General features: G+C 63.1%; 20 protein-coding genes and 1 tRNA gene. 10 read left to right on the top strand and 11 right to left on the bottom strand.

Annotation, left to right across the window (positions count from 1 at the left end; all coding sequences use genetic code 11):
- Positions 1 to 3 precede the first annotated feature (3 nt).
- The 3 genes from purS to DDE20_RS02130 all read left to right on the top strand — a co-directional run bounded on the left by purS (position 4) and on the right by DDE20_RS02130 (position 1,677).
- Entirely contained in the window at positions 4 to 246 is a 243-nt protein-coding gene (gene purS, locus DDE20_RS02140) for a phosphoribosylformylglycinamidine synthase subunit PurS (protein WP_116556786.1), read from the top strand.
- A gap of 332 nt (positions 247 to 578) precedes the next feature.
- The gene (locus DDE20_RS02135; protein WP_116556785.1) at positions 579 to 1,007 is read left to right on the top strand and encodes an FKBP-type peptidyl-prolyl cis-trans isomerase; all 429 of its coding nucleotides are present in this window, start codon (positions 579 to 581) and stop codon (positions 1,005 to 1,007) included.
- An 82-nt stretch (positions 1,008 to 1,089) separates the two neighbouring features.
- Positions 1,090 to 1,677: a thymidine kinase gene (locus tag DDE20_RS02130; protein ID WP_116556784.1), complete on the top strand. Its 588-nt coding sequence runs from the start codon at positions 1,090 to 1,092 to the stop codon at positions 1,675 to 1,677.
- 242 nt (positions 1,678 to 1,919) lie between these two features.
- On the opposite strand, the gene DDE20_RS02125 is transcribed toward DDE20_RS02130, so the two are convergent.
- Complete coding sequence (locus DDE20_RS02125; protein WP_116556783.1) at positions 1,920 to 2,432, bottom strand: winged helix DNA-binding protein; 513 nt, start codon at positions 2,430 to 2,432, stop codon at positions 1,920 to 1,922.
- A gap of 79 nt (positions 2,433 to 2,511) precedes the next feature.
- Here DDE20_RS02125 and DDE20_RS02120 point away from each other — a divergent pair, with 79 nt between their 5' ends.
- Positions 2,512 to 6,159, top strand: coding sequence for a hydantoinase B/oxoprolinase family protein (locus DDE20_RS02120; protein WP_116556782.1), 3,648 nt, complete (start codon positions 2,512 to 2,514; stop codon positions 6,157 to 6,159).
- Between the two features lie 294 nt (positions 6,160 to 6,453).
- On the opposite strand, the gene DDE20_RS02115 is transcribed toward DDE20_RS02120, so the two are convergent.
- From DDE20_RS02115 to DDE20_RS19305, 3 genes are all read right to left on the bottom strand, one after another.
- On the bottom strand, positions 6,454 to 7,941 hold the full coding sequence (locus DDE20_RS02115; RefSeq protein ID WP_116557223.1) for a replicative DNA helicase: 1,488 nt from the start codon (positions 7,939 to 7,941) through the stop codon (positions 6,454 to 6,456).
- 161 nt (positions 7,942 to 8,102) lie between these two features.
- Positions 8,103 to 8,777 carry an orotate phosphoribosyltransferase gene (locus DDE20_RS02110; protein WP_116556781.1) on the bottom strand — a complete coding sequence of 225 codons (675 nt, stop codon included), beginning with the start codon at positions 8,775 to 8,777 and terminating at the stop codon, positions 8,103 to 8,105.
- 60 nt (positions 8,778 to 8,837) lie between these two features.
- The gene (locus DDE20_RS19305) at positions 8,838 to 8,960 is read right to left on the bottom strand and encodes a hypothetical protein (RefSeq protein ID WP_276308516.1); all 123 of its coding nucleotides are present in this window, start codon (positions 8,958 to 8,960) and stop codon (positions 8,838 to 8,840) included.
- Positions 8,961 to 8,972: 12 nt separating this feature from the next.
- On the opposite strand from DDE20_RS19305, the gene DDE20_RS02105 reads away from it, so the two are divergent.
- Together DDE20_RS02105 and DDE20_RS02100 are read left to right on the top strand one after the other, a co-directional pair.
- Entirely contained in the window at positions 8,973 to 9,182 is a 210-nt protein-coding gene (locus tag DDE20_RS02105) for a heavy-metal-associated domain-containing protein (RefSeq protein ID WP_116556780.1), read from the top strand.
- A 3-nt stretch (positions 9,183 to 9,185) separates the two neighbouring features.
- The gene (locus DDE20_RS02100) at positions 9,186 to 10,424 is read left to right on the top strand and encodes a DUF2254 domain-containing protein (protein WP_116556779.1); all 1,239 of its coding nucleotides are present in this window, start codon (positions 9,186 to 9,188) and stop codon (positions 10,422 to 10,424) included.
- 8 nt (positions 10,425 to 10,432) lie between these two features.
- Here DDE20_RS02100 and DDE20_RS02095 read toward each other — a convergent pair whose 3' ends face one another.
- Positions 10,433 to 11,134 carry a DUF1194 domain-containing protein gene (locus DDE20_RS02095; protein ID WP_276308515.1) on the bottom strand — a complete coding sequence of 234 codons (702 nt, stop codon included), beginning with the start codon at positions 11,132 to 11,134 and terminating at the stop codon, positions 10,433 to 10,435.
- A 59-nt stretch (positions 11,135 to 11,193) separates the two neighbouring features.
- Positions 11,194 to 11,616, bottom strand: a complete 423-nt coding sequence (locus DDE20_RS02090; protein WP_116556777.1) for a VOC family protein — start codon at positions 11,614 to 11,616, stop codon at positions 11,194 to 11,196.
- Positions 11,617 to 11,708: 92 nt separating this feature from the next.
- On the opposite strand from DDE20_RS02090, the gene thyX reads away from it, so the two are divergent.
- Positions 11,709 to 12,623 (top strand): FAD-dependent thymidylate synthase, encoded by a 915-nt coding sequence (gene thyX / locus DDE20_RS02085; RefSeq protein WP_116556776.1) that lies wholly within the window; start codon positions 11,709 to 11,711, stop codon positions 12,621 to 12,623.
- 184 nt (positions 12,624 to 12,807) lie between these two features.
- Entirely contained in the window at positions 12,808 to 13,419 is a 612-nt protein-coding gene (locus tag DDE20_RS02080; protein WP_116556775.1) for a type VI secretion system-associated protein TagO, read from the top strand.
- A 282-nt stretch (positions 13,420 to 13,701) separates the two neighbouring features.
- Here DDE20_RS02080 and DDE20_RS02075 read toward each other — a convergent pair whose 3' ends face one another.
- From DDE20_RS02075 to DDE20_RS02065, 3 genes are all read right to left on the bottom strand, one after another.
- A complete protein-coding gene (locus tag DDE20_RS02075) occupies positions 13,702 to 14,574 on the bottom strand; it encodes a VOC family protein (RefSeq protein WP_116556774.1) in 873 nt (290 codons plus the stop codon).
- Between the two features lie 60 nt (positions 14,575 to 14,634).
- Positions 14,635 to 15,078 (bottom strand): DoxX family protein, encoded by a 444-nt coding sequence (locus tag DDE20_RS02070; RefSeq protein ID WP_240607811.1) that lies wholly within the window; start codon positions 15,076 to 15,078, stop codon positions 14,635 to 14,637.
- Positions 15,079 to 15,192: 114 nt separating this feature from the next.
- On the bottom strand, positions 15,193 to 16,107 hold the full coding sequence (locus DDE20_RS02065; RefSeq protein WP_116556773.1) for a LysR family transcriptional regulator: 915 nt from the start codon (positions 16,105 to 16,107) through the stop codon (positions 15,193 to 15,195).
- Positions 16,108 to 16,354: 247 nt separating this feature from the next.
- Here DDE20_RS02065 and DDE20_RS02060 point away from each other — a divergent pair, with 247 nt between their 5' ends.
- Complete coding sequence (locus tag DDE20_RS02060) at positions 16,355 to 16,951, top strand: GNAT family N-acetyltransferase (protein WP_116556772.1); 597 nt, start codon at positions 16,355 to 16,357, stop codon at positions 16,949 to 16,951.
- Positions 16,952 to 17,022: 71 nt separating this feature from the next.
- The gene (locus DDE20_RS18950) at positions 17,023 to 17,175 is read left to right on the top strand and encodes a hypothetical protein (protein WP_165814396.1); all 153 of its coding nucleotides are present in this window, start codon (positions 17,023 to 17,025) and stop codon (positions 17,173 to 17,175) included.
- Between the two features lie 542 nt (positions 17,176 to 17,717).
- Here the strand turns inward: DDE20_RS18950 and DDE20_RS02050 are convergent.
- Together DDE20_RS02050 and DDE20_RS02045 are read right to left on the bottom strand one after the other, a co-directional pair.
- Positions 17,718 to 17,807, bottom strand: a tRNA-Ser gene (locus DDE20_RS02050).
- Between the two features lie 331 nt (positions 17,808 to 18,138).
- Positions 18,139 to 20,808: a molybdopterin-dependent oxidoreductase gene (locus tag DDE20_RS02045; RefSeq protein WP_116556770.1), complete on the bottom strand. Its 2,670-nt coding sequence runs from the start codon at positions 20,806 to 20,808 to the stop codon at positions 18,139 to 18,141.
- Between the last annotated feature and the right edge of the window lie 212 nt (positions 20,809 to 21,020).

The following is a 21,020-nucleotide window of genomic DNA, read 5'->3' as shown; positions in this document are numbered from 1 at the left end:
GCGATGAAAGCACGTGTGCATGTGATGCTGAAAACCGGAGTGCTGGACCCGCAGGGCGAGGCGATTCGCCACGCGCTGGGGACGCTGGGCTTTGACGGTGTCGAAGCGGTGCGCCAGGGTAAGGTGATCGAGCTGGACCTGAGCGAGACGGACCGCGCCAAGGCCGAGGCCAGCGTCACCGAGATGTGCGAGAAACTGCTCGCCAATACGGTGATCGAGCGGTTCGACATCGAGTTGATCGACTGATTGCTCAATTGGCGGATCGACTGGCTCTGGTCCGCTGACACTGAACGCCGACCTTCGGGCCGCTCGCGCGGGCTGCGCGTCGTCATAGCGATTCGCCCCTTCCGCGATCCGCACGCGCCGCTCACAGGCGCGTGAGAAAACCGCGGCTTACCGCCCTTGCGGCCCCGCGCGTCTCAAAAACCTGCAGTTTCCTGAAAATTCCTGCCCGCATTCCGCGGTGCGGGGGTTTTTGCTTGGGGAAATCCGCGTTAGGCTACGGGGTCTTCAGAGCACCGCCACCTGCGCGCCTCTGCCATTCACCACTCCCCCCAAACAATCCCCGAGGAAACCTCATGACCCAAGCCAAGGCGGGTGACACCGTTCAATTCCACTATACCGGCACGCTTGCGGATGGCAGCGTCTTTGACAGTTCGCAGGGCCGCGACCCGCTGAGCTTCACGCTCGGCTCCGGCCAGATCATCCCCGGTCTCGACGCCGCGATCTCCGGCATGGCCGTGGGCGAGCAAAAGACCGTGACGATCCCCGCCGATCAGGCGTATGGCGCGCATAATCCCGACAACGTCCAAACCATCCCGCGTGAGCAAATTCCGGCGGATATCCCCGTCGATCCCGGCACCCAGTTGCAGATGCAGACGCCGGACGGGCAGGCACTGCCGGTGGTGGTTGCCGCATCCGACGCCGAGACGGTAACGATCGACGCCAACCACCCGCTGGCCGGTCGCGACCTGACCTTCGCGGTGGAAATCACCGCCGTCGGCTAATCTGCCTGACAAGACGGCAGCGCGCCTGAATTCTGGCGCCTGCCCACTTGGCCCGCGGCTTCGGGCGCGCTACACCACCGCCATGGCCAAGCTTTACTTCCATTATTCCACGATGAACGCGGGCAAATCGACGATCCTGTTGCAGGCGTCGCATAACTACCGCGAGCGTGGCATGCAGACCTATCTGATCACCGCGCAATTCGACCGCCGCGCGGGCGAGGGGCGGATTGCCTCGCGCATCGGCATTGGTGATGACGCCGATACTTTCGGGCAGGGCGAGGATCTCTTTGCCAAGATCAAGGCGCGGCTCGACCAAGGCCCCTGCGCCTGCATTTTCATCGACGAGGCGCAGTTCCTGACCCGCGAGCAGGTCTGGCAATTGGCCAATGTGGTTGATGATCTCAATATTCCGATCATGTGCTACGGGCTGCGGGTGGATTTCCGCGGCGAGCTCTTTCCCGGCTCCGCTGCGCTTTTGGCGCTGGCCGATGAAATGCGCGAAGTGCGCACCATCTGCCACTGCGGGAAAAAGGCAACGATGGTGGTGCGGATGGGGGCTGACGGGCATGCGCTGCGCGAGGGCGCTCAGGTGCAGATCGGCGGCAATGAGACCTATGTCTCGCTTTGCCGCCGCCACTGGCGCGAGGCCGTCGACACCCAGCCCGCCTAATTCTACCCGCTTCATCTTGCTACAAATACTCTGGGGGTGAATTCGGCACCGCCGAAGAGGGGGCAACGCCCCCTGACCCTTTGGCCCGTGGGCACCACGGGCCGCGCCCGACCCTCCCCCCGGGAGGGCGCCTTGGCGGTGTTGTTCATTGAATGGGCGGCATTCATGCTTTCGGGCGCAGCACTTTGTTCAAGTGAGGCCTGCGCCCACCCAGGGTCGGGCGCGGCCCGTCTCTCAGCGCTTTACAACGCCGCCGCCGAGCGCGCCGCTTGGTCGTAACTCCCCGAGAGCGCCCGCAATAGCCCCGCCAAGCGGCTCATCTCGGCGCCGTCGACGCCAGCGAGGCCCGGCAGCAGCAGCGCCTCGCGGATTTCGCGGTAGCGGGTGCAGAGCGCGGCGCCCTCGGGCGTCACGCGCACGGCTTTTTCCTTGCCGCGCCGCTCGCTTTCTACCAGCCCCTGCGCGGAAAGTTTGCGCAGCGCGTAATTGGCCAGATGGGTGTCCTCGATATTGAGCACAAGGCAGAGATCGGCCAGTGTTTTCGGCCGGTTACGATGTGCAACTTGGTGCAGGATCATCACTTCGAGCGGCGACATCTGCGCTCCCGCCGCTGCCATACAACGCACGATCCAGCGTTGGAAGGCGTGGTTGGCCATGGTCATCGCGAATTCGAGTTCGCTGAGCGCGGGCACCGAGGCCTGCGCCAGATGGGCGGAACTGACCACGGGGCCAAAGCTGCGGCTGGGATCGGACATAGGGGCCTCCTGTGTCGCGCTTCTTGACAGAACGTTGGCAATTTGTCAACAAAACGTCAGCATAGCATTGGAGACCCGCATGGCCCGCCCGCAAACCCGCCCCGAAACCGCCGCCGATACCCCCCAGACATGGGATTTCTGGATCGACCGCGGCGGCACTTTCACCGATGTGGTGGGCCGCGCGCCGGAGGGGGCGTTGGTGCCGCTCAAACTGCTGTCCGACAACCCTGATGTCTATGCCGACGCCGCGATCGAGGGCATCCGCCGCTTGCTCGGTGGCACAATTGATCCGGCGCGGATCGGGGTGGTGAAGATGGGCACCACGGTGGCGACCAATGCTTTGCTCGAACGCAAGGGCGACCGTGTGGCGCTGGTCACCACCAAGGGCTTTCGCGATGCGCTGCGGCTGGCCTATCAGGCGCGCCCCGAGATTTTCGCCAAGAATATCATCCTGCCCGAACAGCTTTATGACCGGGTGATCGAGGTCGAGGAACGCCTGCGCGCCGATGGCAGCGTCGAGACCGCGCTTGATGCCGAGGCATTGCGCCCGATGCTGCAAGAGCTGCGCGAGGATGGCTTCGACGCGCTGGCGATTGTCACCATGCACAGCTGGAAAAACCCTGCCCATGAGGCCGAGATTGCCGCACAGGCCCGCGCGTTGGGCTTTGCGCAGGTCTCGGTCAGCCATGAGGTCAGCCCGCTGATCAAACTGGTCGGGCGCGGCGATACCACGGTGGTTGACGCCTATCTCAGCCCGATCCTGCGCCGCTATGTGGCACAAGTCGCCGAGGCTCTGGGCGCCACGCCTGCGGGCGAGGCGGGGCCGACCTTGCAATTCATGATGTCCTCGGGCGGGATGACCGCGGCGGAAGCGTTTCAGGGCAAGGACGCGATCCTCTCCGGCCCCGCGGGCGGCGTCGTCGGCATGGTGCGCACCGCGGGATTGGCCGGTTTCGACCGTGTGATCGGATTCGATATGGGGGGCACCTCGACCGATGTGGCGCATTGCGCGGGCGATTATGAGCGCGCCTTTGACACCGAAGTGGCGGGGGTGCGCATCCGCGCGCCGATGATGCGCATTCATACGGTGGCGGCGGGCGGCGGCTCGATCCTGCATGCGGTCGACGGCCGGTTTCGCGTCGGCCCCGACAGCGCTGGCGCCGATCCCGGCCCGGCCTGTTACCGGCGCGGCGGTCCGCTGACCGTGACTGATGCCAATGTCATGCTCGGCAAGCTGAACCCCGATTTCTTTCCGCCGATCTTCGGGCCGGATCAGGACCAGCCGCTTGACCGCGCGGTGGTGGCGCAAGCCTTTTCTGAGATCGCCAAGCGCGAGGGCAAGAGTGCCGAGGATGTCGCCGAAGGCTTCCTGAAAATCGCCATCGAGAATATGGCCAATGCGGTGAAGAAAATCAGCGTCCAGCGTGGCTATGATGTGACCAAATACCTGCTCAATTCCTTTGGCGGGGCGGGCGGGCAGCATGCCTGCTTGGTGGCCGATGCTTTGGGCATGGAATCGGTGTTGATCCACCCGCTTTCGGGCCTGCTCAGCGCTTACGGCATTGGTCTTGCCACGGTTTCGGCCAGCCGGCAGCAGGCGCTGTTGGAGCCGCTGAATGAGGCCTCGCGCCCGGCGGTGGATGCGCTGATCGACAGTCTGAAATCCGCGGTCTTTGAGGAATTGGCGGCGCAGGGCGTGCCCGAAGAATCCGCCGATTGGCGCCCGGTGCTAATGCTGCGCTACGCGGGCACCGACACGCCGATGCCGGTGGATTTCAGCGATGGCTCGCTGGCGCAGGCTCAGACGCGGTTTGAAGCGGCGCATAAGGCGCAGTTCGGCTTTGTCTATGACGACAAGGAGATCACCATCGAGGCGATCGACCTGCAGGCCCATGACAACCGCGCGACGGGCAGTGAGGAGGCCGCACTCGAGGTGCATACGCAGCGGGTTGCCCCGCAGGTGACCACGCAGGTCTATGCCTCTGGCGCGTGGCATGATGCGGGCGTGTTCCAGCGCGAAGACCTCTCGCCCGGAGCGGTGATCGACGGGCCGGCCCTGATCATCGAGGCGAACCAGACGATTGTCATCGAGAAAGGCTGGCGCGGCGAGATCACCGCGCGCGATCATGTGTTGATGCGCCGCGCGCAACCGGTGGAGCGCGCGGAAGTGGTCGGCTCGGCGCAGGCGGATCCGATCCTCTTGGAAGTGTTCAACAATCTGTTCATGAATATCGCCGAGCAGATGGGTCTGGCGCTGCAAAACACCGCCCATTCGGTGAACATCAAAGAGCGGCTCGATTTTTCATGCGCGGTGTTTGACGCGACCGGCGCGCTGGTGGCCAATGCGCCGCATATGCCTGTGCATCTGGGCTCGATGGACCGCTCGGTTCAGGCGGTGATCGCGCAAAATCCGGGCATCAAACCGGGCGATACCTATGCGCTCAACGCGCCCTATAACGGCGGCACCCATCTGCCCGATATCACCGTGGTCTCGCCGGTGTTTGATGACGCAGGCGAGCAGGTGCTGTTCTGGGTCGCCTCGCGCGGGCATCACGCCGATGTTGGCGGCACCGCGCCGGGGTCAATGACGCCGCTGGCCAAGACCGTCGATGAAGAGGGCGTGTTGATCGACAATTTCCAATTGGTGGAAAATGGGCGGTTTCGCGATGACGCCCTGCATCAGGTGTTGACCGATCATAAGTATCCTGCGCGCAATCCGGCGCAGAACGCCGCCGATCTGAAAGCGCAGGTCGCCGCCAATGAGCGCGGCGCGGTGGAATTGCGCCGCATGGTCAGCGAGTTCGGGCTGGAGGTGGTGCAAGCCTATATGATGCATGTGCAGGATAACGCCGCCGAAGAGGTGCGCCGCCTGCTCGGGAAGCTGCAGGACTGCGCGTATTCCTACGAGACCGACACCGGACAGGTGATCAATGTCAGGATCACCGTCGACCGCGAGAAGCGCGAGGCGACGGTGGATTTCACCGGCACCTCCGCGGCGATGGAGAATAATTTCAACGCGCCTGAACCGGTGACCCGCGCGGCGGTGCTGTATGTGTTTCGGGTGATGGTGGAATCGCCGATCCCGATGAACGCGGGCTGCCTGCGGCCACTGAATATCATCGTGCCCCAAGGCTCGATGCTGGCGCCGCAATACCCGCGCGCGGTGGTGGCGGGGAATGTGGAAACCTCGCAGCATGTGACCAATTGCCTGTTCGGCGCGCTCGGAGCTTTGGCCAATTCACAGGGCACGATGAACAATCTGACCTACGGCAATGACCGGCACCAGTATTACGAGACCCTGTGCTCGGGCGCACCGGCGGGGGTGATGAACGACGGGCGCGGCTTCCATGGCACCTCGGGCGTGCATATGCATATGACCAACTCGCGGTTGACCGATCCCGAGGTGCTGGAACTGCGGTTTCCGGTGCTGGTCGAAGAATTTTCGCTGCGCCCCGGCACCGGCGGCAAGGGCCAGTTCAACGCCGGCGACGGCACGCGGCGCACGACGCGGTTTTTGGAGCGGATGGACTGCGCGATCCTCTCGTCGCACCGCAACCGCCCGCCGCAGGGGATCATGGGCGGCGGCGACGGGCTGGCCGGGCGCACCGAAGTGCGGCGGCTCGACGGGCGCATCGAGGTGCTGGATGCCTGCGCGCAGACCGTGCTGGAGGCGGGCGAGGCAGTAACGGTGATCACGCCGACCTCGGGCGGTTGGGGCAAGGCATAAGGGTGCAGGGAGGATGCAGGGGCGGGGCAGGGGCCTGACGGCCCCCACCGCGCCCCTGCCGGTTTGCGGCCCTGCGGGCCTGTCGGGGGCGCTGCCCCCGCGCCCGCTCGGGCGCTCCCCCGGAGTATTTTGGGCAAGATGAAGCGGCCAAGATGACGGGGCAGGGACGGCGCGCGGGTGTGTGCCTGCCGCATTAGGCCGATCTGGCGGGGCCGGTTCGATTGGACGCGGTGTCTTTGCGGTCAGGGCCTAGGCAGGGCTTGTGAGGGCGTAAGTTCTGCGAGGTGCGCGGCGTTAGAAGCCGGCGTCGCCGCCGTCTTGTTGCCAGGGTTGCACGAGGTTGCCGAAGCGGGTGAACTGGCCCTCGAAGGAGAGATCCACCGAGCCGATCGGGCCGTGGCGCTGTTTGCCGATGATCACCTCGGCCTTGCCGTGGAGTTTCTCCATCCGCTCTTGCCATTTGGCCATTTCGTCGAGCTTGTCGTCCGAGGGTTTCTCGCGTTCGACGTAATATTCCTCGCGGAACACGAACATCACCACATCGGCGTCCTGCTCGATCGAGCCGGATTCGCGCAGGTCGCTGAGCTGCGGGCGTTTGTCTTCGCGGCTTTCCACCGCGCGGCTGAGCTGCGACAGGGCGATCACCGGAATATTCAGCTCCTTGGCGATGGCCTTGAGGCCCTGAGTAATTTCGGAGACCTCTTGCACACGGCTTTCCTTGGAGGAACCGCGCAGCAGTTGCAGATAGTCGACCATCAGCACATCGAGCCCGTGGGTGCGTTTGAGGCGCCGCGCGCGGGCCGCCACCTGTGAGATCGGCAGCGCCGGCGTGTCGTCGATATAGAGCGGGCAGGCCTCGAGCGATTTGGCGGCCTCAACAAAGCGGCGGAATTCCTGTTCGGTCATATCGCCGCGGCGGATCTGCTCGGAGGGGACTTCGGAGGCCTCGGATAGGATCCGTGCGGCCAGCTGTTCGGCGGACATCTCGAGGCTGTAAAAGCCGACAACGCCGCCGTTCACCGTGCCCTCTTGCCCGTCGGGGCGCATACCCTGTTTATAGGCTTTGGCGATATTGAACGCGATATTGGTGGCCAGCGAGGTTTTCCCCATCGACGGGCGTCCGGCGAGAATGATCAGGTCGGAGGGGTGCAAACCGCCGAGTTTCTTGTCGATATCGACCAGCCCGGTCGAGATGCCGGCCAGCCCGCCGTCGCGCTGATATGCGGCATTGGCGACATTCACCGCCTCGGTGACGGCGCGGAGGAAGGACTGGAAGCCGCGTTCGGCCACGCCCTGTTCGCCGAGTTGATAGAGCCGCTGTTCGGCCTCGACGATCTGTTCCTTGGGTTCCGAGGAAATATCGACCAGCGCCGCTTTGGCCGAGATATCGCGGCCCAGCTGGATCAGGTCGCGGCGCACCGCCAGATCATAGATCATCTGCGCGTAATCGCGCGCCGCATAGGAGGCAATGGCGGCACTGGCGATGCGCACCAGATAGCCCGGCCCGCCGAGTTCCTTGAGCCCGTCGTCGTCCTCCATGAAGGCTTTGAGCGTCACCGGCGAGGCGAGCGCGTTCTTCTGGATGCGGGCGGCGGCGATATCAAAGATGCGCCGGTGCACAGGCTCGTAGAAATGCTCGGCGCGGACCAGCGAGGACACGCGGTCGAAAATATCGTTATTGGTCAGGATCGCGCCCAGAAGCTGTTGTTCTGCCTCGATATTCGAGGGCAGCGGATCAGCCTCGGCCGCGCTGTCTGGGGTGTTGGGGCGAATTACGGTCATTTCGGTCATGGCGATCTCCTGCCCGCATCTTATGTCAAATGCCCGCGGGTCAGGCAATCAACCACCGGTGAAAATACCGGAATTTGGCCGCGATTAGCGGGCGGTGACTGGCAAGGGGTTGAATTGCCAGTCAAAGAATTATGCTGCCGCGCTTGGGGGCTTCAGGCGGCGGGCGGGGTCCAGTCGCGGGGGGAGTTGAGGAAGGCTTCGACCGTGTCGAGGGTCTCGTTGTCGAAATCCTGCGCGCGCCGGGCCTCGGCCAGAACATCCCACCATGTGCACAGATAATGCAGCGCGACGCCGTGTTCGGCCAGTCGCGGCTCGGTCTCGGGGAAGATGTCGTAATAGAACACCACCGCAGTATGCGCGCAGCTGGCGCCGGTCTCGCGAATCGCATCGACAAAGGACAGTTTCGAGCCGCCATCGGTGGTCAAATCCTCGACCAGAAGCACGCGCTGGCCCTCGGACATCTCGCCCTCGATACGGGCATTGCGGCCGTAACCCTTTGGCTTCTTGCGCACATAGGTCATCGGCAGAGCCATCCGCTCGGCGACCAGCGCGGCAAAGGGGATGCCCGCGGTTTCACCACCGGCGATATTGTCGAAGGCCTCGAAACCGGCGCTGCCCATGACTTTGGCGGTGAGAAAATCCATCAAAGTGCTGCGGATGCGCGGGTGCGAGATTAGCTTGCGGCAGTCGATATAGGTGGGCGCCTGGTTGCCGCTGGCATGGGTGAAGGGCTCGCGGGCGTTGAAATGCACCGCGCCGATATCCAGCAGCATGCGGGCGGTCAGTCGGGCCATGGTGGCGGGGTCGATATGGGCGGTGGGGATCATCGCGGGCTCCTGTGGCAGCATGAGATCGGCGGGTGCGGCGGTTGCCGAGTTGATCGCGCATTAGCGGGTTTTGCCCGCCATGACAATCGAGCGCGCGTCAATCTGCGGTGCCGAAGTGGCGCGTGGCCATGGGGCGATGGCTTGACAGGCCGGACGCGGCACCGTTTCCTTGAACCGAGCCATCAGGAGCGCCCCATGCAAGACATTTTCACCCTGTCCGTGCCGGATATGAGTTGTGGCCATTGCCGCGCCAGCATTGAGGGCGCCTTGCAGCCACTGGGTGCGCAGCCCGCTTTTGACATGGAGGCGCGGCGGGTGACCGTCTCGGGTGCGATCAGCCAAGCGGCCGCGATTTCCGCCTTGGAGGATGCGGGATTTGACGCCGCGCCCGTGACCCAAGGCTGATTGATGTTCCGGCTGATCGTCTATCTGCGGCGGCTGTCGCGCAAACTCTGGGTGCGGGTGGCGCTGTTTGCGGTTTTGGCGATTGTTTCGGTCCTGGTCTCGCATCTGGCCGCGCCGCTGATCCCCGAGGCGCTCTCCGGGATCAATGACATGATCGGCCCCGATGCGGTGACGCCGATCCTGTCGATCATCGCCTCGTCGATGCTGGCGGTCTCGACCTTCTCGTTGACCACGATGGTCTCGGCGCATCGCGCGGCAGCCGCCACTGCGACGCCGCGGGTGCTGCGGCTGATGACCTCGGACCCGACGACACATACGGTTCTGGCGACCTTCATCGGCGCCTTTGTCTATGCTTTGACCGCGCTGATCCTGTTTTACGCGGGGTTCGGCGATGGCGCTTTGGTGATGCTGTGCGTGACCTTGCTGGTGACCTTGGGGGTGGTTGTGGCGTTGATCCGCTGGATCGCGCATTTGACCGATCTGGGCACCATGGATGACGCTTTGGCGCGCGCCGAAAACGCCGCAAAATCCGCGCTGACTTCATTTCGCAAACAGCCAACGCTGGGCGCGCGGGCGCTGACCGAGGAGATTATCATTCCGCATGATGCGCAGACCCTGACCGCGCCGGTCTCGGGGGTGTTGCAGATGATTGATGTCGAAGGCTTGGCGGATTGCGCGCAGGACGGTGTCTGGGTGCTGCGGCGTCCGGGGCAGGTGGTGCTCAAGGGCATGCCGCTGGCGCAATTCGCCGGCGCGGCACCGGGCACCGAGGACGCATTGGGCGATTGCTTCGTGATCGGCAACGGGCGCACCTTCGAGCAGGATCCGAGTTTCGCCCTGACCACGCTCTCCGAGATTGCTTCGCGGGCGCTGTCACCGGCGGTCAATGATCCGGGCACGGCGATCGAGGTGATCTCGCGGCTTGAGCGGCTGCTCTGGGATTGGGCGCTGGCCGAGCGGGGCGCGGATGACCGGCAGCCGAGGGTCTATATGCCGATGCTGTCGACGCAGCAGTTGGTCGAGGCCGCTTTTGACGCCATCGGGCGTGACGGGGCGGGGATGATCGAGGTCTGCGGCCATCTACTGGCATCGCTGGATATGCTGGGCAAATCCGCCGATGAGGGGCTGGCCGAGGCGGCGCAGGTGGCGCGGCGGCGGGCGCAAGCGCATGCCGAGCGGGCGCTGACACTCGAGGTCGACCGGCAGCGGTTGCCGCAGGATGGCGAGGCAGGTCCGGCGTAAAGGGGCGGTTAGCGGGTGAGCGCGCCAAGGAGCGGCGGCATCAACTCGCGCAGCAGTTTGCGCTGCATCGCGGCGGCGAAATCCTCGTAGCCATCGGCGATCATCACAAACGCCCCCGGACCCTGCAGCACATATTCGGCATACCACAGGCTGAGCCCGGCGGTGCCCTCATAGTGATCGAGCGGAATATCACCGCCGATGGCCAAGGCGTTCACCGTGATCCCCTCCAGCCGCGCGCTCTCGGGGCCGTCATTCGAGGGGCCATCGCCGGCAACATCCAGCGTCTGCGCGTCGCAGGTGGGGCCGTTGCGGATCAATCGTTCACCGGCGGCCAAAGCAGCGCCGACACCGGTGCGGCCTCCCCAAATCCGCAAAGGATCGGCCAAGGGACGTGGAAAGCTGCCGATGCGGTCGGCAAATTCCGCCAGATCTTCGGGGTGGTGGATCACCGACCAGAAGGCGGCGATAGCCTGCTCGCGGCGTCCGGCCCAGACATAGGCGGCCAAGGCCACCGGAGGACCGGCAAAGATCGCGGCGCGCACCTGCGGGTCGATCAACGCGCTGGCAGTGCCGCGCATCATCAGTTGGTATTCGCGAGCGCTGACCGACGCCGAGACATCAAATGCCAGCAATAGGGCCAGTCGACAGGGTGGAGTGGATTGCGCCGCCGCTGCTGGCGCGAGGCAGTGCGCCGCAGCGGCGATCCACAAAGTGACAAGCAGCCGAGATCCCCGCCCCGCAAGATGCGAGGCGGAGGCCGCGGTATGTCTTACCAATGGCCCGTGTTGGGCATCGAGACCCAAGGTTCGGCGGGCGTCAGTGCCTCGCCCTCTTGCAGCAGTTCGACCGAGATATTATCCGGCGAGCGGATGAAGGCCATGCGCCCGTCGCGCGGCGGACGGTTGATGGTCACGCCATTCTCCATCAGGAACTGGCATTTGGCGTGAATATCCTCGACCTCATAGGCCAGATGGCCGAAATGGCGGCTGTCCGAAGGCAGCGTGTCGTCGCCGTCCCAGTTATAGGTCAGCTCAACCGGGCATTCGGGCTGTCCCGGAGGGGCCATGAAAATCAGACTGAAGCGTCCCTCCTCACTGTCAATGCGCCGCGTTTCTTCCAGCCCTAACAGGCGATAAAACGCCATAGAGGCTTCCAAATCCTTAACGCGGACCATGGTGTGTAGGTATTTCATCTCAACTTTCCTTCAAATGCTGGCAGAATCTCACCGCAGCCGGTAACTCCAACTTAACCCCTTCAAGACATCCTTCAACCAAGGACACTCCGATGCCCCTGACCCAAGAGCAACTGGCCGAAATCGAAGCCCAGCGCGCCAGCCCCCGCCAAACCCTGCGCGCCGTGTCCGAGGGGATGGAGAAACATCTCTACACCGCGCAGCCGGTGCTCGACCACGGCTTCGTGCGCGCCATTGACTATATGGGCGACGACAGCGCCATCGTGCAGGCGGCACGGGTCAGCTACGGCGCCGGCACCAAACATGTGCAAAACGACGAGGGGCTGATCCGCTATCTGATGCGGCATTGGCACTCGACCCCCTTCGAGATGTGCGAGGTCAAGCTGCACATCAAACTTCCGGTCTTTGTCGCGCGCCAGTGGATCCGCCACCGCACCGCCAATGTGAACGAATATTCCGCCCGCTATTCGATCCTCGACCGTGAGTTCTATATCCCCGCGCCCGAGCATCTGGCGGCGCAATCGACGATCAACAACCAGGGCCGCGGCGAGGTGCTACAGGGCGAGGAGGCCGCCCGTGTTCTGGCGCTGCTGAAATCCGACGCGGCGCAGATGTATGACAACTACGAGGCGATGCTCTCGCAGGACGGGCAGCAGGGGCTGGCGCGGGAACTGGCGCGGATGAACCTGCCGATGAACATCTACACGCAGTGGTATTGGAAGACCGATCTGCACAACCTCTTCCATTTCCTGCGGCTGCGCGCCGATAGCCACGCCCAATACGAGATCCGCGTCTATGCCGAGGCGATTGCCGCGATGACCGCCGACTGGGTGCCCCTGGCCTACGCAGCCTTCGAGGACTACCGGATGGGCGGCGCCACACTCTCGTCCAAGGCGATTGACGTGCTGAAACGTATGCTTAAGGGTGAAGAGGTCACCCGCGAGACCTCGGGGATGAGCGTTGGCGAGTGGCGGGAGTTTCAGGCGGTGATTGCAGACCCCGCATAGCGGGGTGTAGATGCTCCTTTGGAGGATTTTAGGGAGATTTTAGGGGAATTAAAGTGCTGGGACAGTAGGGTGAAAAGAAGTGCATTCATTGAAGCGGTAGGGTGAGCTTTCAAAACCAAGCGCCTGCAATTGACTTTCTGTAGGATATCGGATCAGATTTGCTTGGTTTAGTGAGGATCGCGCAATGAAAGCATGTCGTTTCACCCTTTGTGTGTTAGTATTGCTCATTGCTAATGCGGCTAACGCAAATGAATGTTTGGCCATTGACGACGATGCAGAGCGTCTGGTTTGTTTTGATGCATTGTTCGACGAAGAGCAGCCAAATCAACTCGCCGAGGCGCCCCCCGAAAGTGATTGGGTGGTGAGGGTGCAAACGTCTGAGATGACCGACGAAACCAACGTCTATATGACTGTGAGATCTACGGATGTCGTCAGTTGTTCTTGGGCGCGAGGCCAGCCGGTTACCCTTATGTTGCGTTGTCAAGAAGACACGACATCGATTATCTTTCAGACAGGCTGCCACATGACATCTAGTCGTTATAATGATTACGGGGATGTTGTTTACCGTTTAGATTCAGAAAGACCTCGCACGCGTGGATTCGTAGAAAGCACCAACAATCGTTCGCTAGGACTTTGGAGCGGCGGCACAGCAATTCCATTCATTCGCGCGATGCTAGGAAAAGACCGTCTGTTGGCACGCATGACACCCTACGGCGACAATCCGATAGAAATGGAGTTCAACATTTCTGGACTGGATCAGGCCATTGTTCCTTTGCGTGAAGCATGTGGTTGGTAGTGGAAGTTTGGTCGATTTAATAGGCGGACTTGTCGGAGTGGTGTTGTTCCGAAATTCTGCAGTTTTTTAGATTCCCAGCAGGTTGCAACAAAGCCGGGACGCGCCCGACCTGGAGGGCGCTCAAGGGGTTGATCCAACGTAGCGCTTCAAAGCTCCCATGACACACCCAATGCATCCGACATCACCATCGCGCCCTCCGGGGGGAGGTCGGGCGCGGCCCGGCGGGAGGAAGGGGTGATCGAGGGGTTTGCGTGAAACGCGGTGGCGCCAATAGGCCTCGCGTTAGGCTTTCAGCGTGATCTCGGTGCCCCATGGGTCGTGCAGGGTAAGGCCCGTGGGATGCGCGCTGTGGGGCACATTGGCGACCTGCGCGCGGGTTTTGACCTGCGTCAGTTCCGCCGCGTTCAAGGTGATTTCCACCGCTTCCAACCCCGCCATGCCTGAGGGGCGATGCCCGGCGCCGCGAGCGTTCCAGATGTTGCCGGCCAGCTGGTGGTGATAGCCGCCGCTGCCGTAGAAACTAGCACCCGGATAGGTGGCGGGGATATCCAAGCCAATGATATCGCGGTAAAACCTGTCGGCCTTTCCGGTATCTCCGACCTGCAGATGCACATGGCCGATACAGCCGCCCTGCGGGAACCCTGCCCAAGCGGTATCACCCGCCTCGGCAAGCAGCGCCTGCAAGTCCAGAGGCTCGGTGGCCATGCGGATGTTGCCCGTGGCGTCATGCCATTCGGCGAGGGGGCGGTCGGTGTAGATCTCGATGCCATTGCCCTCGGGATCGGCGAGATAGAGCGCCTCGCTGACCAGATGATCCGAGGCGCCCTGTAGCCGCTGACCGCGCTGGATCGTATGGGCCAGCCAGCGCGCCAGATCGGCGCGGGCGGGCAGCAGGAAAGCAGTGTGAAAGAGGCCCGCCTGCTGTGGGTCATTGGGGGTGAGCGCAGGATCGCCGCTGAGCACCAAAAGCGGGGTCTCGCCTATGCCCAGCGTGACCTGCTGCGCGCCCTCGGCGATCACCTGCAGCCCGAGGATGGAGTGGTAGAACCCGCGCATCCGCGCCAGATCGCGCACTTTCAGACGCACGGCAGAGATGCGCAGCGGGGCTTTGGTGATATCGAAATACGCGGTGGGTGCGGAAATTTCAGCGGGCATCGGGGCACTCCTTATGTCGGGATCGCACCGCGCAGCCGGGGCCGCGCGGCGCGTGATGGGTCAGTTCTGCGCGCGGCTCAGGGCGAAGGCGCCATTGCCGAGGAGGGCTTGAACCAGCAGCGCGACGGTCCAGAAAGCGGGAAACTCCCAGCCGCCGCCCTCATTTGAAAAGAAGAAACCTGCGGCGCCATGGGGCACATAGATCGAGCCCAAGAGGATCGGCACCAAGGCCAGCGACACCGCGCGGCTGTAGACCCCGAGAATCAGGGTGATGCCACCAAAGAGTTCGGCAAAGATCACCAGATAGGCGAGCGGCGCGGGCAGGCCGAGGCTGCCGAAAAACGCGGCGGTGCCAGCGGGCGTAAAGACGAAGATTTTCAGCCCGGCGTGGGCGAGAAACAGCACCCCCATGGCGACGCGCAGCAGGGTTGCGGCCAGATCGGCGTTGGAGGTGCCGGCAATCATTGCGTTGCGGGACGGGGTGTGAAGCGTGGTCGAGGTCATATGGGTCTCCGGTGATGGTGACGCGGGGTTGCGTCCTGGACAGCACTATGACGTATTTCGAATTGGGGGATAATTCGGCAAATCGGAAGGTGATTGCTTCCGCCTGGGGTGCAATCACTGCCAGCCAGCCTCCCACGCCGGTTGGCCTTTGTAGCGCGCGACCAGTGCATCAACCAAAAGCCGCACTTTGGCCGAGAGATGCCGCGCATGGGGATAGAGCACAAACACATCATAAGGCGCGGGTTCATAGGCCTGCAGAACCTGCATGACCCGCCCCGCGCGGAGCGAAGCGCCAGCGACAAATGCGGGCACATAGGCCAGCCCGTGACCGGCTTCGGCGGCGATCAGGCAGGCTTCGGCGTTGGAAAACCGCAGCCGCCCCGAGACCCGCGTGCCGGCATCCTGACCCGAGGGCGCGGTGAATTGCCAGCGGTCGGGATCGGCAAGATTGCTGTCAATGATACAGGCGTGATGCGCCAGATCCTTGGGGCTCGCGGGCGTGCCGTTTTCGCCCAGATACTGCGGCGCGGCGACAAGCACCAAACGCACCGAACAGAGCCGCCGCATCACCAGACTGGAATCCCCCGGCCGCCCGACCCGCACCGCCATATCGAACCCCTCATCGACCACATGCGCCAGCCGGTCGCTAAAGCTGACGTCAAGCGCGATATCGGGATAGCTGGCGGCAAATTCGATCAGCGCCTGCGCCAATTCAAGGTTGCCGAAGCTCTGCGGCGCGGTGATCCGCAACCGTCCGCGCGGCGATTGCGAGATGTTGCGGATATCGAGATCAAGCGTGTCCCATTCGTCGATCAGCGGGCGCAGCCGCTCGTAATACGCACGCCCGGCCTCGGTCGGGGCGACCGAGCGGGTGGTGCGGTTGAGGAGTTGCACACCGAGGTCCGCCTCAAGCCGCGCCACCAGTTTCGAGGCCTGACCGGAACTGGTTTTCAACAGCTGGGAGGCGCCGACAAAACTGCCGCTCTCGATCACCGCAATGAACATCCGGTCGCAGTCTAGACGGTCCATGCGCCCTCCGATGGCTGTGATCTGCGGCCCGCGTGCAGGGTCGGGCCGGTGACGGCCTATGGTCGGATGAAGCCCGCGGCATGTCCAGCGAGAAGCGGCGGGCGCGGCGGCGCGGCGCAATGTCGCTGCGAAAGACGCGGATATCTGCGCGCAGCCTCTGGAACTTGCTGCAATGCGGCATTAGCTAGGCCTCGGGAGGCAATTTTGGCATCGGACTCGCTCCGATCCCCCTTAGGAGCCTGTGGCAATGAGCATCCATCCTGACCAATCCGCGCCGGAACTCCGCAAGCTGTGGCGGCGCGATCATATTGAAATCACACGACATTTCCTGCGGCTTGATGCGGATAGCCGGCAGTTGCGCTTTGGCATGCCGGTGAATGATGCATTCATCAAAAGCTATGTAGACGGGCTGAGCGGCGAGGGCACGCTGCTGGTCGGCGGGTTCTTCGACGGTGAACTGCGTGCCGTGGGTGAGTTGCGCGGGCTGAAGCAGGCCAAGACGGTGGGCGCCGAACTCGCGCTCTCGGTCGAGCGTGACTGGCAGGGCAGGGGGCTGGGCAGCGCGGTGTTTGCGCGACTGGTGACGGCGGCACAAAACCGCGGGGTGACCTCGCTCTATGTGCTGTATCTGCACGAAAACCGCCGGATCCAGCGGATTGTCGCCAAGCATAACGCCAAGTTCCGCGCCGAAGGCAGCCAGATCGAGGCGAGTTTTCGCCCCGCATGGGCCACACCCCTGTCACTGGCGCGCGAGATCGGCGGCGATATCGCGGCCTATAGCAAACGCCTGCTGCGCGCGCTGGGCGCAAAAAGCACGCCGCAAAGACGCGCGCCACAGGGTTGATCGGCGCCGCGTGGCGGGTGATGGTTGTGCGCGGCAGTTGACCGCAGTGCAGCAGGGGGGTCCGCACCGCCATGGCCTATCAAAACCGTATCGATCCCTGCGGCGATTTTCACGCCGTGCCGCAGCGCGGCACGCTAATGGGCAATCGCGGCATTCTGCATGATGAGAAGCAGCGCATCCGCCGCAGCCACCGGCATCAAAACTGGGTGACCCTGCCGTCTTGATTTCAAGGACCGCAAGCGCACGGTGATGGCACCGGGCCGCTAAACCGAGCTGTTCTTTCTCGATGAAGCCACCGCCTTCGCCGCCGGTCACCGCCCCTGCGCCGAATGCCGCCGCGCCCGCTATCGCGAGTTCACCGAAGCCTGGCTCCGCGCCCATGGCGTCCCCACCAGCCCGCGCCCGCTGCCGCAACTCATCGACCGGACCCTCCACACCGCCCGCATCACCCGTTCAGGTGAAAAACCGGTCTTTGAAGCCGCGGTCGAGAGCCTCCCCGATGGCACGATCTTTCGCAGCGAGGATGAGATCCTGCTCCTGTGGGACAGGCGCCAATGGCAATGGAGCTTCAACGGCTACCGCGCCCAACCCCAACCCACGACCGGCCCGGTCACCGTTCTGACCCCGCAACCACTGCTCGCTGTTTTTAAGCAAGGTTTCACCCCCAGGGTGCATCCCTCAGCGATGTAAGGACGAATGCCACCAAAGCGGTCACACAACCCGCGATGTATTGTGCAGGCAGGTGGGGGAAATATTTTGGGATAAGTGGCGGAGAGACAGGGATTCGAACCCTGGGAAGGCTTTCACCCTCAACGGTTTTCGAGACCGCCCCGTTCGACCACTCCGGCACCTCTCCGCGCTGGGGATCGTGGCAGGGGATTTAGCTGGGTTCTGGGGTGGGTGCAAGAGGGGTTTTCTGGATTTTTGCCGCAGAAGGCTAGGCGATTGAAGTTCTTGGGCTTTGGTGGGTTTGCGGGGCGGGGTGGGGCGTTCGGTTTGGCCTGCGCTTGTGGCTTGGCGGGGATGCCGGGGCGGGGCGAGGGCGATGATGCGTCGAATTCGGGCAGAACCGATGCATGCGGGCGCCACCCCCGTTGGCAAAAGCAAACGCCCATGCGAGCGGGCGCATGGGTGTCGTAGGGGGAGGCGGGGCCGCGCCACCAATGGGCGCGGCCGTATGTCGGCGCTTAGGGCGCGTCCGAGGCGTTGGCCATCAGGTAGTCCATCACCAGCGCGGCTTCTTCGTCGTTGAAACCGGCGCGCGGGAACATCGAGGGGGTGATACCGCGCCATTGTTGCTGGGTGAAATGGGTGACCTCGCGCGGGGCGTGGCAGACCGTGCAGCGCTCATAGTAAAGCCGCTCGCCGGGGCTCATATCGGCCATCAGATTGTCAGTGATATCATAGACACGGTCGAGATCGAGCAGGTCGATGTCAATCTCGGCAATCTCCATATCATCGATGATCGGCGGCTTTTCATAGGCGCGGTTCGGCCCGTCCGGATCCTCGCATTTGCGCATCCGGCAGAGCACCGTATTGGCGGTGGTCGCCTCGGAGAGCCCCGAGGAGCGCTGCGTCGAGGTCAGGAAGTTGACCAGCCCCGAGTTACAGCGGCCCTTGCTGTCGAGCGACGGCCATGCGCCCTCATAGATCGAGACCACGCCGGGCATGATGTCATCCGAGACCACCGCACCGGCAATCACCGTGCCCCGATCGTTATAGAGTTCGACCAGATCGCCGTCCTCGATCCCACGGCTGGCGGCATCCTGGGCATTGATCCGCACCGGCTCGCGGCCCTGCACCTTATAAAGCGCGCGCAGGGTCTGCGACTGGTCCATCTGGCTGTGCAGGCGGAACCACGGGTGTGGCGAGACGACATGCAATTCATCCTCGGCGGCATTGCCGAGATACTCGTGTTTCTCCATCCACATCGGCATGCCGGGGCAGTCGTCGATCTCCATGCTGGCGATATCCTCGCAGAACATTTCGATCTTGCCCGAGGCGGTGTGCAAGGGGTTGGCATCGGGGTCGGTGTAGAAGTCACCATGGCGTACCCAGCTGCGAGCCTCCTCGGGAACCTCTTGACGGGCATAGCCTTTTTCCCAGAATTCCTCGAACGGCGTATGCTGCGCGGCACCCGAACGGCTATAGGCCTGCTCGATGTGATACATCAGATCCTCGCCCTCAGTGAACTGCATCCACTGGCCCAGCTTGTCGGCCAGACCCTCGAAAATCTCATAGTCCGAGAGGCTCTCGCCGACCGGTTCGATGACCTTTTTCATCGCATAGACACGGTCGTTGGAATAGGTGCCGCCGACGCTGATATCGTCGCGTTCCAGCGTCGAGGAGGCGGGCATGACGATATCGGCCCAACGGGTCGCGGCGGTCCACCAGACATCGACGCTGACGATGGTCTCGACCTTTTCCAGCGCGCGGATCAGCCGGTTGGTGTCCTGCTGGTGCGACATGAAGTTATTGCCGGCGTTGAAGATCATCTTCACGTCCGGATAGGTATTGGTGTTGCCGTTATAGACAAACTCCATGCCGGGGTTTTCCAGCATTTCGGTGATCCGGCTGGCGGGGCAGATCTTGGTGACAAAGTTGCGCCCCTGGCTCAGGCCGGTGGGGGTGGATTTGCCCGATTGCGGCAGACCGCCGTTGCCATAGTGCCACGAGAAACCGACGCCTTCACCCGGCTTGCCGATCTTGCCGGTCAGCGCGGCAAAGTTGATGATCGCCCAATGGGTCATCTCGCCATGCTGGGCGCGCTGCAGCGACCACGCGCCGGCAATCTCGGTTTTCGAGGTCGCCAGAAGCTCGGCCAGCTCAGCGATTTTCTCGGCGGGAATGCCGGTGATCTCTGCGGCCCAAGCGGGGGTTTTCGGGGTGCCGTCATCCTCGCCGTTCAGATAGGCGATCCAGCGGTCCGAACCGACCGTGTAACGCTCCATATAGGCGCGGTCCTCAAGCCCGTTTTCCAGCACGTGATAGGCCATCGCGGTGAACAGCGCGACATCGGTATTGGGCACGATCTGCACCCATTCGGCGTTCAGATATTCATCCGAGGCGGTGCGCTGCGGGTTGATCGAGATGAACTTGGTGCCGCTGTCACGGATATGCGCCCAAGGCCCGTCCATCCCGTGATCGGCGACGGTATATTCGATGCGGTTGTTCTTGATTGGATCGCAGCCGACCAGCACGAAGACCTCCGTGTGGTCGCGGATCACCTCCCATGCGGTCTGGGCGGAATAGACCTCCATATCGCCGATGATACGCGGCAGGCTGATCTGGCTGGCACCCGCCGACCAGTCGCCCGAGGTATTGGTGCAGCCGCCGATCAGGTTCATCAACCGGCCCTGCATCACATTCGGGCGGAAGTTACCGGCATTCGACCAGCCGCCATAGGACGAGCTGAAGATCGCCTCGTTGCCGTGATTGGTCGCGGTATCGAGCAGCGCCTTGGCGGTCAGGCTCCAGACCGTGTCCCAATCGACGCGCACATATTCTTCCTTGCCGCGCAATTCGGGCTTCACATCGCCCGACTGCCAGCCCTCAAGATAGGATTTGCGCACCATCGGATAATTGATCCGCGAGTCGTCATAGGTGCGGTCCAAGACGCCGTAATTCAGCATCTCGGTCGGACGCGAATCCAGCTCGGGCATATTGTTCAGCCCGACCAGCACCCCATCGCGCACCACGCCTTCGAAGGGGCCGAAGTGGGTCGCGTGAAAGATGCGATCGGCAAAGGAGTTGGGGTCAATCGAGGCCAGCGCCGTCGAATTCATAAACGCCGCCGAGCCCAGCGCAGCAGCACCGGTTTGCAAAAAGCGACGGCGCGTGGGTTGGAAAAGGGACATGATATACTCCTGCGAAGTGTCGTCTTGGGTGGGTCTTGGTGCCTCTATACCGGCGGCGGGTCTCTGCTGCCTTGACCTTGATCAAACCCAGGGCGTTGCGGGCGCATAGCTGACCTGTGTCTATCGACTGGCTCAGCGGCGCGCGGGCCGGTGATGGGCGGGCGGTTGGCTCATATGATCTTTACTTTCAGGTCATATGATCTTATATCTGC

Origin of the sequence: Pararhodobacter oceanensis (assembly GCF_003076755.1) — a bacterium.
In the GTDB taxonomy this organism is placed as follows: domain Bacteria; phylum Pseudomonadota; class Alphaproteobacteria; order Rhodobacterales; family Rhodobacteraceae; genus Pararhodobacter; species Pararhodobacter oceanensis.
The sequence above is the reverse complement of the archived record's forward strand: the minus strand, read 5'-3'. Positions and strand labels throughout refer to the sequence as shown.

What these genes read in the sequence shown, in the direction of transcription:
- purS (WP_116556786.1), top strand. Translation starts at nt 4, where the DNA reads ATGAAAGCACGTGTGCATGTGATGCTGAAAACCGGAGTGCTGGACCCG.
- DDE20_RS02135 (WP_116556785.1), top strand. Translation starts at nt 579, where the DNA reads ATGACCCAAGCCAAGGCGGGTGACACCGTTCAATTCCACTATACCGGC.
- DDE20_RS02130 (WP_116556784.1), top strand. Translation starts at nt 1,090, where the DNA reads ATGGCCAAGCTTTACTTCCATTATTCCACGATGAACGCGGGCAAATCG.
- DDE20_RS02125 (WP_116556783.1), bottom strand. Translation starts at nt 2,432, where the DNA reads ATGTCCGATCCCAGCCGCAGCTTTGGCCCCGTGGTCAGTTCCGCCCAT.
- DDE20_RS02120 (WP_116556782.1), top strand. Translation starts at nt 2,512, where the DNA reads ATGGCCCGCCCGCAAACCCGCCCCGAAACCGCCGCCGATACCCCCCAG.
- DDE20_RS02115 (WP_116557223.1), bottom strand. Translation starts at nt 7,941, where the DNA reads ATGACCGTAATTCGCCCCAACACCCCAGACAGCGCGGCCGAGGCTGAT.
- DDE20_RS02110 (WP_116556781.1), bottom strand. Translation starts at nt 8,777, where the DNA reads ATGATCCCCACCGCCCATATCGACCCCGCCACCATGGCCCGACTGACC.
- DDE20_RS19305 (WP_276308516.1), bottom strand. Translation starts at nt 8,960, where the DNA reads ATGGCTCGGTTCAAGGAAACGGTGCCGCGTCCGGCCTGTCAAGCCATC.
- DDE20_RS02105 (WP_116556780.1), top strand. Translation starts at nt 8,973, where the DNA reads ATGCAAGACATTTTCACCCTGTCCGTGCCGGATATGAGTTGTGGCCAT.
- DDE20_RS02100 (WP_116556779.1), top strand. Translation starts at nt 9,186, where the DNA reads ATGTTCCGGCTGATCGTCTATCTGCGGCGGCTGTCGCGCAAACTCTGG.
- DDE20_RS02090 (WP_116556777.1), bottom strand. Translation starts at nt 11,616, where the DNA reads ATGAAATACCTACACACCATGGTCCGCGTTAAGGATTTGGAAGCCTCT.
- thyX (WP_116556776.1), top strand. Translation starts at nt 11,709, where the DNA reads ATGCCCCTGACCCAAGAGCAACTGGCCGAAATCGAAGCCCAGCGCGCC.
- DDE20_RS02080 (WP_116556775.1), top strand. Translation starts at nt 12,808, where the DNA reads ATGAAAGCATGTCGTTTCACCCTTTGTGTGTTAGTATTGCTCATTGCT.
- DDE20_RS02075 (WP_116556774.1), bottom strand. Translation starts at nt 14,574, where the DNA reads ATGCCCGCTGAAATTTCCGCACCCACCGCGTATTTCGATATCACCAAA.
- DDE20_RS02070 (WP_240607811.1), bottom strand. Translation starts at nt 15,078, where the DNA reads ATGACCTCGACCACGCTTCACACCCCGTCCCGCAACGCAATGATTGCC.
- DDE20_RS02065 (WP_116556773.1), bottom strand. Translation starts at nt 16,107, where the DNA reads ATGGACCGTCTAGACTGCGACCGGATGTTCATTGCGGTGATCGAGAGC.
- DDE20_RS02060 (WP_116556772.1), top strand. Translation starts at nt 16,355, where the DNA reads ATGAGCATCCATCCTGACCAATCCGCGCCGGAACTCCGCAAGCTGTGG.
- DDE20_RS18950 (WP_165814396.1), top strand. Translation starts at nt 17,023, where the DNA reads ATGGCCTATCAAAACCGTATCGATCCCTGCGGCGATTTTCACGCCGTG.
- DDE20_RS02045 (WP_116556770.1), bottom strand. Translation starts at nt 20,808, where the DNA reads ATGTCCCTTTTCCAACCCACGCGCCGTCGCTTTTTGCAAACCGGTGCT.